Source organism: Gemella haemolysans, from assembly GCF_028308085.1.
Taxonomy (GTDB): domain Bacteria; phylum Bacillota; class Bacilli; order Staphylococcales; family Gemellaceae; genus Gemella; species Gemella haemolysans_D.
On the sequence record NZ_JAQMFS010000077.1, the window covers coordinates 1 to 18,088 of the forward strand.

Annotated in this window: 15 protein-coding genes and 1 other annotated feature; of the genes, 13 read left to right on the forward strand and 2 right to left on the reverse strand. The window is 29.3% G+C overall.

Annotation, left to right across the window (positions count from 1 at the left end; all coding sequences use genetic code 11):
* Positions 1 to 166 precede the first annotated feature (166 nt).
* Positions 167 to 1,294 (reverse strand): acyl-CoA dehydrogenase family protein, encoded by a 1,128-nt coding sequence (locus PNO30_RS06555; protein ID WP_271966134.1) that lies wholly within the window; start codon positions 1,292 to 1,294, stop codon positions 167 to 169.
* A 373-nt stretch (positions 1,295 to 1,667) separates the two neighbouring features.
* On the opposite strand from PNO30_RS06555, the gene PNO30_RS06560 reads away from it, so the two are divergent.
* The 12 genes from PNO30_RS06560 (at position 1,668) to brnQ (ending at position 15,141) form a co-directional block, all read left to right on the forward strand.
* On the forward strand, positions 1,668 to 3,110 hold the full coding sequence (locus PNO30_RS06560) for an amino acid permease (protein WP_271987605.1): 1,443 nt from the start codon (positions 1,668 to 1,670) through the stop codon (positions 3,108 to 3,110).
* Positions 3,111 to 3,259: 149 nt separating this feature from the next.
* Positions 3,260 to 3,871 (forward strand): dephospho-CoA kinase, encoded by a 612-nt coding sequence (gene coaE, locus PNO30_RS06565; protein ID WP_271987606.1) that lies wholly within the window; start codon positions 3,260 to 3,262, stop codon positions 3,869 to 3,871.
* Entirely contained in the window at positions 3,849 to 4,592 is a 744-nt protein-coding gene (locus PNO30_RS06570) for an ABC transporter ATP-binding protein (RefSeq protein WP_271987607.1), read from the forward strand. The genes coaE and PNO30_RS06570 overlap by 23 nt, the downstream gene beginning before the upstream one ends.
* Positions 4,585 to 5,823 carry an ABC transporter permease gene (locus PNO30_RS06575; protein ID WP_271987608.1) on the forward strand — a complete coding sequence of 413 codons (1,239 nt, stop codon included), beginning with the start codon at positions 4,585 to 4,587 and terminating at the stop codon, positions 5,821 to 5,823. Before PNO30_RS06570 ends, PNO30_RS06575 begins: the two co-directional genes overlap by 8 nt.
* Positions 5,824 to 5,834: 11 nt before the next feature.
* Positions 5,835 to 7,232, forward strand: a complete 1,398-nt coding sequence (locus PNO30_RS06580) for a protoporphyrinogen/coproporphyrinogen oxidase (protein ID WP_271987609.1) — start codon at positions 5,835 to 5,837, stop codon at positions 7,230 to 7,232.
* Between the two features lie 33 nt (positions 7,233 to 7,265).
* On the forward strand, positions 7,266 to 8,690 hold the full coding sequence (locus PNO30_RS06585) for a leucyl aminopeptidase (RefSeq protein WP_271966128.1): 1,425 nt from the start codon (positions 7,266 to 7,268) through the stop codon (positions 8,688 to 8,690).
* A 275-nt stretch (positions 8,691 to 8,965) separates the two neighbouring features.
* Positions 8,966 to 9,161 (forward strand) — a binding site (T-box leader).
* Positions 9,162 to 9,378: 217 nt separating this feature from the next.
* On the forward strand, positions 9,379 to 10,200 hold the full coding sequence (locus PNO30_RS06590) for a transporter substrate-binding domain-containing protein (protein WP_271966127.1): 822 nt from the start codon (positions 9,379 to 9,381) through the stop codon (positions 10,198 to 10,200).
* A gap of 19 nt (positions 10,201 to 10,219) precedes the next feature.
* A complete protein-coding gene (locus PNO30_RS06595; protein WP_271966126.1) occupies positions 10,220 to 10,861 on the forward strand; it encodes an amino acid ABC transporter permease in 642 nt (213 codons plus the stop codon).
* Positions 10,862 to 10,870: 9 nt separating this feature from the next.
* A complete protein-coding gene (locus PNO30_RS06600; protein WP_271966125.1) occupies positions 10,871 to 11,590 on the forward strand; it encodes an amino acid ABC transporter ATP-binding protein in 720 nt (239 codons plus the stop codon).
* A 180-nt stretch (positions 11,591 to 11,770) separates the two neighbouring features.
* On the forward strand, positions 11,771 to 12,040 hold the full coding sequence (locus tag PNO30_RS06605) for a hypothetical protein (protein WP_271966124.1): 270 nt from the start codon (positions 11,771 to 11,773) through the stop codon (positions 12,038 to 12,040).
* Between the two features lie 308 nt (positions 12,041 to 12,348).
* Positions 12,349 to 13,650, forward strand: a complete 1,302-nt coding sequence (locus PNO30_RS06610) for an NCS2 family permease (RefSeq protein ID WP_271966123.1) — start codon at positions 12,349 to 12,351, stop codon at positions 13,648 to 13,650.
* A gap of 159 nt (positions 13,651 to 13,809) precedes the next feature.
* On the forward strand, positions 13,810 to 15,141 hold the full coding sequence (gene brnQ / locus PNO30_RS06615) for a branched-chain amino acid transport system II carrier protein (protein ID WP_271966122.1): 1,332 nt from the start codon (positions 13,810 to 13,812) through the stop codon (positions 15,139 to 15,141).
* Between the two features lie 52 nt (positions 15,142 to 15,193).
* Here the strand turns inward: brnQ and PNO30_RS06620 are convergent, their stop codons facing one another.
* On the reverse strand, positions 15,194 to 16,357 hold the full coding sequence (locus PNO30_RS06620) for a class I SAM-dependent methyltransferase (RefSeq protein WP_271966121.1): 1,164 nt from the start codon (positions 16,355 to 16,357) through the stop codon (positions 15,194 to 15,196).
* A gap of 224 nt (positions 16,358 to 16,581) precedes the next feature.
* Between PNO30_RS06620 and PNO30_RS06625 the strand changes: the two genes are divergently transcribed.
* Entirely contained in the window at positions 16,582 to 18,078 is a 1,497-nt protein-coding gene (locus PNO30_RS06625; protein WP_271987610.1) for a UDP-N-acetylmuramoyl-L-alanyl-D-glutamate--2,6-diaminopimelate ligase, read from the forward strand.
* Positions 18,079 to 18,088: the final 10 nt, after the last annotated feature.

An 18,088-nucleotide genomic window follows, 5' to 3' on the forward strand; every position in this document is an offset into this window, starting at 1 on the left:
ATTTTGTCGAGTCACCCCCGCACAGTTTATTAGATATCTAAAAAGCTTTTATAAAGCGAATTTAGATATCAATAAACCACTGCGTCTATGAGTTTCTATATGAACTTTGTTAAAATTTTAGGACTTTCGGGTCAGCCCCTTAAATATTTGATTTCATTAGTAATTATTATGGTAATTGTTGCCCAGTGATTGCTTTTCCTAACCAAATTGTAAGTACGTCAACACTAGGTGCCATAATATGACTTGCGAAAGCATCTCTTAAGTAACGTTCCATATTTCCAACACGGTTATAAGCTTTACCACCACCAACACGCATACCAAGACGAGCTAATTCAATAGCAGCTTCACTAGCGAAAATTCTAGCTGATAAAATTTTTGCTAACATATCACTTTCTTTAGCTAAAAAACTACGAGCAGCTTCATTCGTTCCTAAAACAGCAGCATTTGTTTGACTGTAAATTTTTGCTAGATGAATTTGAACAGTTTCAATCTCACTTAATGATTTTCCATCAGGATATTTTCTATTAGTTGTATGAGCTACTGCTTCGTCTAAAATTGCTTCGCATAGTCCACTATAAACAGCGGCAAGTCCTGTGATGAAGTATGTAGCAACAATAGTGAATACTTGATCAACACCTGAACCAGCTTCTCCGATGCGAAGTTCCTTATCTAATTCGACATCGTTAATAGCCATTTGACAAGAAACATTTCCACGCATTCCAAGACCGTGCCATGTAGATGTTTTAAATTCTAGTCCTTTGCTTCCAAGTGGGAATACCCAGTTATCAATTCCACCTTCTACATCAGAAGGAGTAAGTACTAAGTAGTAAGATGCAAATTCAGCAGATGTTACCATACTTTTTAGTCCATTGAAAATTACTGAGTTATCTTTGAATTCAGTTTTCACATCAGAAATGTAGAAGTGAGTACCAGTACCTAATTCGCTGTAAGCAAGTGCCATAAATTTTTCATTTTCTACGATATCTTTACAGATTTTTGATTTAAGATTATCATCTGCATAAGATAATACACAATTTAATGCAACATTGTGCATCATATAGCATAAACCAACAGTAGCACTCGATTTAGCGAAAGCACGACAAGCATCAGCATGTTCTTGCATATCTTTACCTAATCCGCCAAGTTCCGTAGGAATCATAAGTTTAAAGTATCCAGCTTTTCCTAATTCTTTAAATACTTCCTCTGGAAATCTTTCTTGTTCATCAATTTCTTTAGCAATAGGGTCAATATATTTTTTTGCAAATTCCCTAGCTTCGTTATAAAATGTTGTCATAATAATGCCTCCTAATATTAATAGAATAGTGATTTCTACAAAAAATTATATAGCTAAAGTGAAAATCTGTAAATGCTTTAACTTTTGATATAATAATGACTGTAATAAAATACTTTTTTAAAAATAAATTGAATTATTGTGAAAATTGGGGATATGAACTATAACCATTTTAACAAAAATATTATATTCTAGAATATAATATAAAATTTAAATAAATGATATTCGTTATCAATTAAGAGAAGTTAATTAGAAATATCTCTGAAATTTTTGAAAAATAATAATAAAATTTCAGAAAATTATTTACAAAATATAAATATTCTAGTATAATCATTACTTATATAGTTATAATATATTATAAGAAAGGATGAAGAGAATGACAGATTCTAAAATGGAAAGAAAATTACAGGCTCGTCATATCAGTATGATTGCCATAGGTGGATGTATAGGTACAGGATTATTTATGGCAAGTGGGGCAGTTGTAAGTAAAGCAGGTTCTTATGGAGCGGTTATTACTTATGCATTGATTGGAGTTATTATCTACTTTTTAATGGCTTCTATAGGAGAATTAGCAACGTTTTATCCCGTTTCTGGTTCGTTTGGAGCTTATGCAACGCGTTTTATTGATCCAGGGGTAGGTTTTGGAGTAGGTTGGTTATTTTGGATTCTATGGATTTTAGTAGCTAGTGTAGATATTATTACATTATCAAAAATACTACATTATTGGGAATTCTTTAGACAATTTTCAACATTTTCTATTTGTATTGTATTTTTAGTATTATTATATTTATTAAACTTAGTTAGTGTTAAAGTTTTCGGAGAAGTTGAATATTGGATAACAATAATCAAAGTAATGACTGTTGTTGCATTCTTATTAGTTGGTGCTGCAATTATTTTTGGAGTTACTGGAAACAGTGAAGCTGGTATTCATACATTCATCCAAAACGGAGAAAAAACAAGTAGTGCAGGAGCTTTAGGTCTATTTGGGGTATTATCAACAGCAGCATTTTCATTTGGAGGAACTGAGGTAGTAGCTGTTACAGCTGGTGAATCTCCAAATCCAAAAGAAACAATGCCTAAAGCAGTAAAACAAGTGTTCTGGAGAATTTTAATATTCTACATAGCTACGATGATAATTATATCTTCAATAGTTTCAGCGAATGATCCAAGATTATTAGATACAAACAATGTAACTGCTTCACCATTTACAATTGTTTTCCAAAATATCGGATTAGAAATAGCGGCAGTAATTATGAATGCCGTAATCTTAACATCAGTATTGTCAGCTGCAAACTCAGGTATGTATGTTTCAAGTAGACAATTATTCTCATTAAGTTCACATGATTACGGACCAAAAGTATTTAAGAAATTAAATAGTAATTCAATTCCTGTATTTGCTTTAACAGTATCTGCATTATTTATGGTTCTTTGTTTCATATTTGAAAAACTTAATCCAAGTGGTTACTACATGTTATTATCAATGGTAGGAATTATAGTAATGATTATTTGGATGGTATCATTAGTTTCGCAAATTCGTCTACGTAAGGCGATTGCTAAACAAGGGAAAAAAGCTGAGGAAGTATTACCGTATACATCGAAAACAGGAGTTGTAGGTTCTTACATTGCATTACTATCATTTGCAACAATAATTTTACTTCAATTAGTTTCAGACTATGCAACTGGTGGTTTTGTAAAAATGTCGTATAACTTAGTTTGTCCAGCGATTGGTGTACTGATGTATTTAACATTTAAAGTAGTTACAAAGAGAAAATTTGTAAAATTAGAAGAAATGGATATTCATCCATATAAAGAAAAATAATATTAATATTTACTCTCTCTATCTAAGGATTAAACAATGATAGAGAGAGTAATTTTTATGTGTTATATTTTTTATTGAATCGTAAAATGTGGTAAATGATTACGGTTTATGATAAAATTGTACATAAGAAACTTAATGGAGTTGATATTGTGAATATAGGAATTACGGGAAGTATTGCATGTGGAAAAAGTACAGTATCAAATTATCTGAGGGATAAAGGATATACTATAATTGATGCAGATAAATTAGGTCATACTGCACTAACTGATGATGAAGTGAGAGAAAAACTCGAGAAAAGTTTTGGTTTAAGGATTATTGAGAATAATGAGATAAGCCGTGAAAAACTAGGGAAATTAGTCTTTGGTAATGAGGAGAATTTAAAAATACTTAATAGTGTTGTGCATCCATATATAAGAAAACAAATTTTACAATTACAAGAAATACATAGCGATGAACGACTAGTATTTTTAGATATAGCACTCTTGTTTGAAGCTGGCTTTGAAGATTTAGTCGAAAAGATAATAGTAGTTCATGTAGATGAAAAAATACAATTAAATAGATTGATGAATCGAAATTCTCTTTCTTCTGAAGGGGCTATGAATAGAATAAAAAGTCAAATGAGCTCAAAAGATAAATCAGAGCTTGGCAACTATGTAATTAATAATAGTAACACTAAAGAAGAAACATATAGACAAATTGATTTGATATTAGATGAGTTAGAGAGAGGAGTCATAAAAAATGACGAATGTATTAGAAATTAGTAATTTAGGTGGAGGATATAATCGAAGAAAAATAATAGATAATGTTAATATCCAAATACCTAAGGGAAGCATAACAGCACTAATAGGTCTTAATGGAGCTGGTAAGAGTACAACAATTAAACATATTTTAGGTTTACTAAGACCTATGGAAGGTGAAATAAAAGTTAATGGAATAACAATTACTGGAAATAATGAAAAATATAGAAAAAGTATCAGTTATATACCAGAATCACCCGTTTTATATGAAGAGCTAACTTTAGAAGAACATATAAATCTTACAGCAATGGCGTATGGATTAGATATGGAAGATACATGGAAAAGAGCAGAAAAGTTATTAGATTTATTTAAATTGAAAGATAAGAAAAAGTTCTTTCCTGTTCATTTTTCAAAAGGTATGAAGCAAAAAGTTATGATAATTTGTGCCTTTTTAGTTGAACCGAATTTATATATAATTGATGAACCATTCTTAGGCTTAGATCCTATTGCAATAAATGATTTAATTAACTTGATGTGCGAAAGAAGGGATACTGGAGCAAGTATTCTAATGTCTACGCATATTCTTGCAACAGCTGAGAAATACTGTGATAATTTTGTTATTATTCATGAAGGTAAAATTTTAGCAAATGGTAATTTAGAACAATTAAGAGCCGAATTTAATATGGCAGGTGCGTCTTTAGATGAAATATATCTATCATTAACAATGCGAGGAAATAATGAGTAATATTGAAAATATTTTTTCTGACAGACGAAAGAAAGAACAAGAATTAAAGTTAACCTATAGTAAGTACATTTTTAATTCGCACCTTATAATGTTTCTTATTATAGTTTTAGGAGCAGTGCTTATAAACTATTCGAAATGGCTAGCTATTGCAAGTAAGGTAGAGCTATATTCGGTGTTAATAGCAGCAACACTTGCCTTTAGTTATTATTTAGTAAGTTCTAAAATAAAAACACATATTAAAGAAGCGGATGCGGTATTCTTATTACCATTAGAAAAACATTATAGAAAAGTAGGATTAAAAACTGTAATAAACAGTACGGTAGTTCATATAATTACTGTTATAATCTTCTATTTCGCTACAAAGCCAATTACTAATCTTATTGGTAATATAGATAGACTAAGTATTTTTATGTTATTAATAGTAATAATATGGAACAATTTATTAAAATATCTCCAAGTTATTCACTACAAAGAAGTTGTTTGGAGTAAACTACTACTTTTTGTTGTAATCTTTATGCAGTTGCTAGTAATATTTTTTGATGACATAGCTATTCGCATTATTTATTTAATAAGCATAATTGTATTAGCAGCATTTACTTACTATATTATGAAAAATGCTGGGAATAAACTAAATGCTAAAGATCAAGAAAAATATGTTGTGAATTGGAATCAAGCAGCAGATTATGACAAACATCGTATAGAAAGCTATTTGAAGTTTGTAAATATGTTTGTTGATGTTCCGTTAAGTGGTGTAAAAGTTGCTAGAAGAAAATATTTTGATATACTATTACCAAAATTAACAAAAGATAATTTCAAAAAAGAAAATAGTTTTAAATATTATTACTATAGGGTATTTTTAAGACAAGAAAATACAGTTTATCTAGCGTTAAGACTAATGCTCTTAGCCGTTCTAGTTATTTTTAGTTTTAAAAATACATATGTTAGTGGTTTAGCAATAATTTCATATAGTTATTTAACAATAATTCAACTAGTTCCATTGTACAAGCAAATGAGCAATAATATTTGGCATAGTATTTTACCAGTAAGTGAAGATATTAAAATAAAAAGCTATAAACAATTATTAACTAGTGTCATGATAGTAACTACATTATTATTAGGGGGAGTATCTATATTATTAGCTAGTTTTAGCACAATGAATATCTTAGTAATAATTGGTTCAGTAGTTATAGCGAATATAATATCTAAAATATTTATTGGAAAAGTTAAGTAGAAGGACAGATTATGAAAAATATAGCAATAATAGGAGGAGATTTATCTGGAGTAAGTTGTGCTTACTTTCTTGATAAACTCTCAGGAGTAAACTCAAAAAAGTTTAATATTGATCTAATCGAGAAAGATTTAGAATTTGCAAATGACAGATTTGGAAAGTTTCAGTTTGGGCAAGAAATTTATGATAATGGGTGGCACAATTCTATTAGTGAACAAGGCGTCTTGTTTTATTTAATGATAGAATTAGGTTTACATAGATATTTAATCAAAAGTGGGATGACGAAAAAGGTATTTTTTACAAAAGAGGGAATTAAATACTTACCAGAAAAAATGCTTTATGGACTTCCACTTGATAAGAGAGAATTGTTGCTATCTGATTTATTTACATTTAAAGAAAAGTTATCTATTTTATACAATATGTATAATACTTTAGAAGATGAAAACATTAAAGAGTTAACTGTAGAAGAGTTCTTTAGAGCTATAGTTAATGAAAAAATCTACGTTAAACTAATAGAACCACTATTGACAAGTTACTATGCTAGTGATATTTCTAAACAAAGTATGGTAAGCTTGATGCCAGAATTATCATTTTTAACGATTCAAAAAGAAGATATTAATAAAGTACTTGAAGAGATGTATGATAGGAATGTTATTGATAATATTACTGTAGGAGCAGAATATCGCTTGAAATTCACATTGAAATCATTTATAGAAACGCTAGAATCAAATTTTTCAGATAAAGTATTTCTAGAACTAAATAGAAAAGTAGAAAAAATAGAAAAAAGAGGTGATAAATATTTAGTTCATTCAAATGGCAGTATTTACTATTATGACTATATAATACTAACATTGAATCAAAAAAATTTCCTACCGTGGTTTAATGATGACGAGAAGATAATTGAATTTTATTCTGATATGAATTATGTTTCTAATATAGTAGTTACGCTTATTTATAAGAGAGATGATCTACACATAAATCGTGAAATTGGAGAAATAATTTTTCCAAAAGATGAAAGTGAATATGTTACGAAGCTAGAATACGTAAGTAATAAATGGATTGATGTAAAAATGAGCGGGATTCAAATAGTAAGAGCATATATAAGTAGAGAAGAAGCGGTAAAAAAACTTATTGATAAAAGCGATAGTGAAATTAAAGAAATTGTTGAAAAAGAACTAATAAAAGTTCATGGTGTAGTAGGAAATGTGAATAAGTACTATGTTAGTAAAATAAAAGATAACTACCGTTATTGTTGTAAAAATTATAATAAAAACATTAATGAATTCAATGAGTATATGAAAAAAGAATATTCGAATGTTTTTATTATAGGTAAATCAAAAAAAGGAACAACTTTAGAAAACACAGTATTAGAAGCTAAAGAAATAGCAAAAGAAATATTAGAAAGAATATAAAGAAGGGACGTACAAAGTACGAGGTTAATTAAGATGAAATTTAATACTAATAAATTAGAAGGTGTAATTGTAACACCAATATTTGAAGATGAAAATTACAATAATGAACTTTTAGAATATACAAAAGGGAAAAAATTATTTAAAGGAAAACTAAATGAAATATTTGTAAATTTACCATATAATGGAGAAAAAGAAATATTAATAGGATTAGGAAAACGTGATGAATTAAAAGAAGATCAAGTACGTGAGGTATTTTTTAAACTAGTTAAAGTATTAGCAAAAAATAAAGAGTTTGAAGTCCAAGTTACTTTACCAAAAGTAAAAAATATACTTACTAAGAATATAGTAAATGCAGCTGTAGAAGGAGCTTTACATGCAACTTATAAATTTGATAAGTATAAGTCTGATAGAAAAGATTTCCCAGAAATTACTATTAATTTAACTACTGAAGAACAGTTAGAAAATATAGAAGAAGTAGTTAGTGAAGCATGTGATATAATTGGTGGTGTATTTTTTGCTCGTGACTTAGTTAACGAAAGAGCAGAGTATCTATATCCTGAAACACTTGCTAATATTGCTAGCAAGGAATTAACAGCTTTAGGTGTTGAAGTAGAAGTATACGATGAAAAACAATGTGAAGAATTAGGACTAAAAGGACTGTTAGCTGTAGGTCGTGCTTCTGATAAAAAGCCAAGATTTATCGTTATGAAATATTTAAATAACCCAGAAGAAAGTGAAGTAGTTGGTTTAGTTGGTAAAGGTGTGACTTATGACACAGGTGGTTATTCAATTAAACAAACGGCAAATAGTATGGATATTATGCACTGTGACATGGGTGGAGCAGGGACAGTAATTGGAACTATGAAACTAATTGCTACAAGAAAATTAAAAACGAATGTTATTGCTATTGTAGGAGCTTGTGAAAATATGATCTCAGGAGGATCATATAAACCAGGTGATGTTATTTCAACTCTATCAGGGAAAACAGTAGAGGTAGCAAATACAGACGCTGAAGGTCGTATTACTCTTGCTGATTCAGTATATTATGCAACTGAAAAACTTAAAGTAAATAAAATTATAGATTTAGCAACACTTACTGGTGCATGTTTAGTTGCGTTAGCAGAATTCTACACAGGAGCAGTAACGAACAACCAAGAATTTTATGACGAACTAAATAAAGCTGCGAAAGAAGCTGGAGAAAGAGTATGGCAAATGCCAGCTGATGATAGCTTCAGAGAATTAAATAAATCTTCTGTAGCTGATGTGAAAAATACAGGAGGAAGACTTGGAGGAACAATAACTGCGGGATTATTCATAGAAAACTTCGTAGCGAACAATGTTCCGTGGATTCACCTAGATATAGCTGGAACAGCATATTTATCAAAAGCGGAAAAATATCTTCCAAAAGGTGCTACAGGAGTACATGTTAAAACATTATATAACTTATTAAATAAATAATTTTTAAAGAAAGGGAGTGACTCAAAAATCATGATTTCGTAGAAATTGATTTTGTCGAGTCACCCCCGCACAGGTTATTAGATATCTAAAAAGCTTTTATAAAGCGAATTTAGATATCAATAAACCACTGCGTCTATGAGTTTTCATATACACTTTGTAATGTTTTAAGTCTTTTGGGTCAGCCCTTTTCTTTTGAAAAAATTTTAAAAATATCAAAAATAATAATTTTTCACTTGACAAGTAATTATTAACGGTGTAAAATAATTAACAATAAAACAAAACCTTAGAAAAGAATAGTAATTTGGTAAAAAATTTTTAGCGAGCTAACGTAGGTGTGAGGTTAGTAATTTTTCTAGATGAACGCACTTTTTAGGCAATTATTAGATAATTGGTAACTCTGCCTTAAAGAGATTGAGTGGGTATATTAAATACCAAGAAAAGTGGCAACGCGGAAATGATTTCGTCTTTTTATAGTTTCTTAGGAAATTATAAAAAGACTTTTTTATTTATCTTCGTACCATAATACTGACCATGGACTGTATTTTTCTTAGTATTCATATACCAAAAAGAGTGGCACCGCGAAAATTCGTCTCTTTGTAGCTAGAAATCTAGTTACAAAGAGATTTTTTATTTATAATTAGTTCTTTTCTAAAAAATATAATATAATAAAGAAAAAGGAGACAAGACAATGAAAAAATTATTATTGTTCATTACATCAATTATTACAGTCGTAACATTAACAGCATGCTCAAGTAGCAGTACAAAAAGTAAATTACAAGAAGTTAAAGAAAAAAATAAAATAGTACTAGGGGTATCACCTGACTATCCACCATATGAATTTCTAACAACTGAAAATGGAGATAAAAAAGTAGTAGGTGCTGATATTTACTTAGCAGAACAAGTTTCTAAAAAATTAGGTGTTCAGGTTGAAATTCAACAAATGGCATTTGATTCATTAATTGCTGCTTTAAATGCAAACAAAATTGATATGGTAATCTCAGGTGTTAACCCAACTGAGGAAAGAAAAAAAGCAGTTGATTTCTCAGATGTTTATTACACAAGTAAAGGTATTTTTGTAGTAAATAAAGACAGCGAAGAAATTAAATCAGTAGCTGACCTTAAAAATAAAAAAATAGGTGTTCAAAAAGGTTCAACTTATGAAACTTATGCTAAAGAACAACTAAAAATGGATGATAAAAATATCCAAGCTTTAACTGACGTACCAAGCTTACTACAAGACTTAAAAAATAAAAAAATAGATGTAGTATTAATTCCAGATGATGTTGCAAAAATCGCTATGAATAAATATACTGATATTAAAATTAGTTCATTTACTGCAGATAACGATCCAGAAGCAACAGGTATGGCAATAGCATTCAAAAAAGGAAAAAATGATAGTAATAAAGAATTATTAGAACAAGTAAACGCAGTAATTAAAGAAATTCAAGATCAAAAAGCATTTGAAAAAGAACTTGATAAATATGCTAAAATTGCGGCACAAAGCGAATAAAAGAGAGGTATAAAATAGAATGTTTGATTTTCTTCCAAATTATTACACAACGTATTTAGAAGCTACGGTAACAACTTTAAAAGTTTCACTTATAGCTTTACTAGTAGGATTAATACTTGGTATTGTAATATGTTTAGCAAAAATTAGTACATTTAAAGTACTTAATATAATAGCAGCAGTTTATGTAGAAGTTATTAGAAATACTCCAATTTTAGTGCAAATTATGATTATTTACTTTGCATTACCGGAAATTGGGATTTCATTTACACCATTTATGTCAGCGATAATTGCTCTTTCAATTAACTCAGGAGCATATGTTAGTGAAATATTCCGTTCTGGAATTTTAGCAATCGATAAAGGTCAAATGGAAGCAGGTCGTTCATTAGGACTTAATTATTTCCAAACTATGAAATTAATTATTTTACCACAGGCTTTAAAAAATAGTTTACCAGCCTTAGGTAATGAGTTTATTTCATTAGTAAAAGAATCTTCAATAGTTTACTTTGTAGGGGTAGCGGATATCATGTTTACAGCAAACACTGTAAAAAATGCTACTTACCAAACATTCGGACCGTACTTAGTAGCAGCTGCAATATACTTTATTATTACATCAATATTATCATTATTAGTAAAACGTTTAGAGAAAAAATTAACGAAGTAGGTGGAAAAATTGTTATTACAAATAAAAGATTTACATAAAAAATTCGGAAAATTAGAAGTATTAAAAGGTGTAAATATCAACGTTGAAAAAGGGGAGAAAATTGCAATTCTAGGTTCAAGTGGAAGTGGAAAAAGTACAGCATTACGTTGTGTAAACTTATTAGAAACTCCAACGAGTGGACAAATTTTATACGATGGTGAAGATATCACTAAACAAAATATTAATAAATATAGAAAAAAAGTAGGAATGGTATTCCAAAACTTTAACCTATTCCCAAACATGAGTGTACTCGAAAATATTACACTTGCTCCAAAAACATTTGGTGATGACACTGCTGAAAATATTGAGAAAAAAGCAATTGAGTTATTAAAAAGAGTTGGTTTAGAAGATAAGAAAGATGTTTATCCAAATAGCCTTTCGGGTGGACAAAAACAACGTGTTGCAATTGCACGCGCCTTAGCTAACTCACCAGAAGTGTTACTATTTGATGAACCAACAAGTGCGTTAGATCCAGAGATGGTAAAAGAAGTACTTGATGTTATTAAGGAGTTATCAGAAGAAGGATTAACTATGTTAATAGTTACTCATGAGATGAACTTCGCAAAAGAAGTTGCTGATAAAGTAATATTTATGGATGGAGGAGTAGTTTTAGAAGAAGGAACTCCATCAGAAATATTTGATAATCCGAAAGAAGAAAGAACGAAAGAATTCTTCTCGAAAATATTATAATTTAGAAAATATCGCTAAGAGATTAAGAGAATTTCTTAGTGATATTTTTATATCTTAAATTGGAATATGTTAGTATCCAACTCTATGATAACGTTTCATTTTATGTTAACTATATGATATAATATTTATATATAGTTATTCTAAATTATTAAGGATAATTATTTTAAAGGAGGAGAAATTATGACTGTGTTAGAAAGTTTTACAAGTTGGAGCTTAATTCCTATAATCCTTATATTTTTTAATGTAAAAGTACCGGGAGAAAAACATTTTAAAATATGTACGGTATCATTAATATTTGTAATTTTTCTGAAATTTTTCTTTTTAGACTATCAAGATTTCCCAATTACAAAGATGATATATTTATTTTTAATGCTATATGCTTTACAATTATTATTAGAATGGGATAAATTACTAGAATTAATGGGAGTTATTCCTGAAAATGAAGAATAAAAATATAGTTCTTTAAACAAAATACTGTTTCTCTAAGTATTATGTTTAAAGAATTTTATTTTTTTAAACTCGAATCATTAGGAGAATATAAAATAATAATGTTCGTTTTTTAATGGATGTAGTTTATGTAAACAAAAGAAAAGAGATAATTTTGAAACGTTTATTCCGTTAATTATAATGATTGAGATATGAAAAATCAATAAAATGTGAACTTTACGTTTAAAAAAACTCTTGACATTTATTTTTAAAACATATATTATTATTTATGTGCTTCGGCATTAATAAAAACTAAGGAGAATTTTCTAAATATGTTAGAACGTCTTTTTAAATTAAGAGAAAATAATACGAATGCTAGAACTGAAGTTGTATCTGGTTTGATAACATTTTTCTCTATGAGTTATATTTTAGTAGTAAATCCAGCTGTTTTATCAGCAGCAGGTATTCCATTAGATAGAGTATTTACAGCTACTATCATTGCAATTTTAGTAGGTACTTTAATTATGGCATTAGCAGCGAACTATCCTATAGTAGTAGCACCAGGTATGGGAATTAACTCATATTTTGCAACATTAGCAGCTACATCAGGATATAATTATAAAACATTATTAGCAACATGTTTTATGGGAGCTGTAATTTTTGTAATTTTATCAGCAACTAAGTTTCGTGAGAGTTTAATTGATTCTATTCCGAATAATTTAAAATATGGTATTTCAGCTGCGATTGGTCTATTTATCGCATTTTTAGGACTGAAAAATTCAGCTTTAATTGTTGCAAATCCACATACAATCCTTTCACTAGGTGATTTAAAAAATCCAGTGGCGTATATGACAATTTTAGGTATATTTATTATTTTAGTGCTTCTAGCTCTAGAGATTAAAGGAGCAATATTTATTGGAATGGCAATTATTGCTATAATCTCTTACTTCACAGGAATGTTAAAAGTAGAAAAAGTATTTGGTATTCCTCACATGGATTTAAGTTTACTTTATAATCCTGCTACTGAAAGTATTAATGCTTTACAATTAGGCTTATATGGAATAGTATTTACATTCCTAATGGTTACACTATTTGATACTACAGGAACAATGGTAGCAGTAACTACTCAAGCAGGATTAGTAAAAAATGGTAGAATGGAAAGAGCAAAAGAAGCATTATTAGCTGATTCATTCGCGTCATTAGCTGCATCGTTATTTGGTAGTACACCAACGTCAGCTTATATTGAATCATCAGCAGGGGTAGCAAATGGAGGCCGTACAGGTCTTACTGCATTATCTACTAGTTTCTTTGTGGTTATATCAATTTTCTTATTCCCGCTTGCGAGTAGCTTAGCAGCAGTTCCAGCGATTACTTCTCCAGCGTTAATTATTATTGGATCATTTATGATGGAAAGTATTGCGAAGATAGAATGGAATGATATAACAGAAGCATTCCCATCATTTGTTACTATTATTGGTATTCCTTTAACAGGATCTATTAATGATGGTATCGCATTTGGATTTATATTCTATGTAGTATTAAAACTTTCTAAAAAACAATGGAAAGATATTCACCCATTAATGTATCTTTTTGCAGTATTATTTGTTATCCAACTTCTTTGGTTACATATATAATAAAAAACGGATTTGAAATTCAATTTCAAATCCGTTTTCAAATTTATACGTATTATTATCAGAAAACGTTATATTATTATTTAAAAAGTATTTGCCTTTTTTTAAAAGGTATAGTATTATAATAATACTATTAAAAATTAAGAAAGGAAATTATTTTATATGAAAAAAGGTTTATTAACCGGATTGTTATTATTTGGTATCTTTTTTGGTGCTGGAAACTTAATCTTTCCACCAGCGCTAGGAGTAAGTGCAGGAGGGAACTTTTGGCCAGCAATTTTAGGATTTGTTGTATCTGGAGTAGGTATAGCTATCGTTACACTTATTGTAGGAGCACTTAATCCGAATGGTTATGGGGCAGAAATGGATGAAAAAATTTCTCCACTATTCTCAACAACATACTTAGTTTTACTTTATTTATCAATTGGACCGCTTTTTGCGATTCCAAGAACTGCAGCTACTGCATTTGATATTGGTGTAGCTCCAGTTGTAGCTGAAAGTAAGTTACCATGGTTATTAATTTTTACGGTAATTTATTTCTTATGTGCGTTTTTATTAGCAGTAAACCCAACTAAGATTTTAAATAGTGTAGGAAAAGTTTTAACACCTATATTTGCTTTATTAATTGTAGTTTTAGTAATTCTTGGTGTATCTAAATTTAATTCAACAGGAGAAGCAGCTAAAACATATGCAACTAGTGGATTAGCATTCGGTACTGGATTTATCGAAGGTTATAACACTCTTGACGCTCTTGCTTCAGTAGCATTCTGTATCATTGCGATGAGTGCATTAAAACAATTAGGATTTAAAGATAAAAAGGAATTTTTATCTAGTGTATGGATTGCTGGTATTGTAACAGGAATAGGATTTAGTATTCTATATGTTGGACTTGGATTATTAGGTAATAGATTTGCAGTGCCTGCAGAAGTATTAGCTAATGCTAAAGTTAATAAAGGGGCATACGTACTTTCTGAATCAGCTCGTTTAATTTTTGGAACATATGGAAGTGTCTTCTTAGGAATTATGGTAATTCTTACATGTTTCACTACAACAGTAGGATTAATCGTTGCGACTTCAGAATTCTTTAACGAAAAATTCCCACAACTTTCATACAAAGTTTATGCTGTTATCTTCACAATTGTAGGTTTTGCAATTGCAAATGTAGGATTACAAAGTGTTATTCAATTCTCAGTACCAATGCTATTATTCTTATACCCAATAACAATAGCTTTAGTACTTATTGTTATTGTTAACAAATATGTTGCACTATCAAAATTAGGAATGCAACTAACTATGGCAGTAGTGACATTAATCTCTATTGTTTCTGTAATTGGAAGTCAATTAAAAGTTGCTTCATTCAGTAACTTAATCGCAAAACTTCCTTTAGCAGCACAAAGCTTAGAATGGTTAGTACCTGCACTAGTTTGTTTAGTAATTGCAGCGGTATTACCAAATAGACAAAAAGGTAAAGTTTACGACTTTAGTGAACTATAATTTTACGAATACTAAAAGCATTAGCTCGAAATCAAGAGCTAATGCTTTATTTTTATATAAGTTTGTTTACTTCTTCTAGTAAGAACATCTTCACATTTAATGATGAAGTGAATTTTTCAAGATTAACTATTTTATCTTTATCAATGTTATTCGATACTTTATAAGCTCGGATAAGTTGATTTTTAGGTGTGTTTTCCGCTGAGATAAACTCCACTATATCAGATTTATATCCAAATGCTTCTAGAACTTCACTGCGTACTGAATCAGTAAGAAGAGTAGAGAATTTTTCTTTAACAATTCCATGTTTTAACATGAATGGAAGGAAATCAGAGTTAAGTTGTCCGTTAACTTCTTTTTGACAACATGGTACAGCGAAGAATACTTTTGCTTTCCAGCCAAGAGCTTTAAGTATAGCTATATCCGTTGCTGTATTACATGCATGCAGACTAATAACCATATCTATCTCATCTTTATTCTCGTAATCAATTACATCACCGTATATGAAACTTAGATTTTTGAAATTAAGTTTTTCAGCAATATTATTACAGTTTTCAATAATTTCTTTTTTTAAATCTATTCCAATGATTTTAACATTCATTTTTAAAACTTCAGTTAAATAGTAATAGGTAGAGAATGTTAAGTAGCTCTTACCACTACCAAAATCTAAGATTGTAATCTGTTTATTAGAATCTAATTGAGTAGTAGCTTGTTTAATAAATTCAAGGTATTTGTTTATTTGTTTAAATTTATTGTACTTACTTTTAACAACTTTACCATCTTTATTTTGAATACCTAGTTCTATTAAAAAGTCATATTTTTGTTTTTCGTCTAGGAAATACTCTTTTTTCTTATTATGATCGAATGAGACAACTTTTGCAGTCGTTTTCTTTCTATTTACGCTAATTTTGAATTTTTTAGATACTTTAATATTTATATTTTCATTAACTGTAACTACATTTATGTCTTTTGCTAATTCAAAAAGTTCAATAATGACTTTTTCGATACTTTCAGAATCAGTGGTAACAAGGTTCATATGTTTTATTATTCTTTTATAACGATATTCTAACTGAAGGTTAATACAGTTTTTAATATTAACTAATTTTCCAATGACTTTATCAAGTTCTAATTCTTTGTTACGAATATTTGAAAAGGTTATTTTGTTAATGTTGTTATTATTTATATGACTTAATATTTCGGAAATAATTTCGTGTTCCATCGTTGCTCCTTAAAGTTTCTTTAATAATGATTTCTTATATATATTACACTAGATTTTATTAATTATCAACATAACTGAAATATAATGTCAATCGTCGACAGAAATTCGTTAAATAAGATTATCAATATTATTTGTGAAAATAAAATAATTCCCGTTGTTGGTTGAGTATTACTACTATGCGTGGTATAATTTAGTAGTTAGAAAATAAGAAAAAGGTAGATAGTATGAATATTTTAGATATTATTGATAATATAAAAATAAAAACTATTTATGGAAAATTACCAAATAGTGTAAATAGTATTTCCCAAGATTCAAGAAAAATCGGAAAAGGGGATGTCTTTGTCGCTATTAAAGGTTATACTGTAGATGGTCACAACTTTATAGAAAAAGTTATTGAACAAGGGGCAGCATTAGTAATAGCTAGTCGTTATGAAAATTATAATGTAGAAAATTGTGCTGTTATTGTTGTTAGAGAGCATGAAATTGAAAAAATTGCTAGTATGATAGCTAAAAAGATTAATGAGGGTGCTGATATTCACACAGTTGCAGTAACTGGAACAAATGGTAAGACGAGTATATCTACATTAGTTCATAATATGCTGCGTAACCTAGGAGAAAGTAGTGCGTATATTGGAACAAATGGATTTGGTAAAAATGATGATGAACCGATTTATTTTGGTAATACAACTCCTGATGTAGTAACATTACATAATCAGATCGGTGAGCTGCGTCGTGAAAACATTAAAAACCTTGCTTTTGAAGCATCATCACACGCAATGGCTTTAGGGCGTATTTATAATGTCGACATCGATGTTGCTATATTTACAAATCTAACGCATGAGCACTTGGATTTTCATGGAGATATGCAAACTTATGCCTATGATAAGAGTTTACTATTCTCAACATTAGGGAATAATCTATCAGAAGCAAAATTTGGTGTGTTGAACAAAGATGATAGTTATTATAAAATTATTTCTAAATGCTTATATCAACAAGAAATTAATTACTCTATCAAAGATGAAACTGCGGATTTTTATGCATATAATATTAAACAATATAAAGAAGATAAAATCTATAAAACAAGTTTTACACTAAAATCTCCAGAAGGTACTTTTGAATGTATTACTAATTATATTGGAGACTTTATGGTAAGCAACGTCCTTGCTGCACTTAGCGCTGTTTGGGTAAAAGGATATAGTGTAGAACAACTAGTTAATATATTACCGAAACTAGGAGCTTTATACGGTCGTATGGAAATTCTAGGTGATGATTTACCGATTGATATAATTAGTGACTTTGCTCATACTCCAGATGGATATGAAAAATTATTAGAAGCAACTCGCGAAATAAGAAAAGGAAAACGTACTCTTCTAGTAACAGGAATGGGTGGAGGACGAGATATTTCAAAAGGGCCATTAATTGGAGAAATTATCTCAGAAGCAGATTATGTAGTTATTACAACGGATAGCCCACGTGATGAAGATGTAGAAGTTCTTATGGGTTCAATTGAAAAAGGTATGACTCATAAAAATTATGAAAAAGTATGGTTCAGAACAGATGCGGTTAAACGTATAATTGAATTATCAGAACCAGGAGACGTAGTAATCTTAGCTTCAAAAGGGCGTGAAGATTATGAAATTCTTCAAGGTGGTAAAAAAGTTTGGCACTCAGATCCAATCGTTGCTGTAGAAGAAGCGAAAAAGAAATTTAATATAAAATAAAAAATTGAAA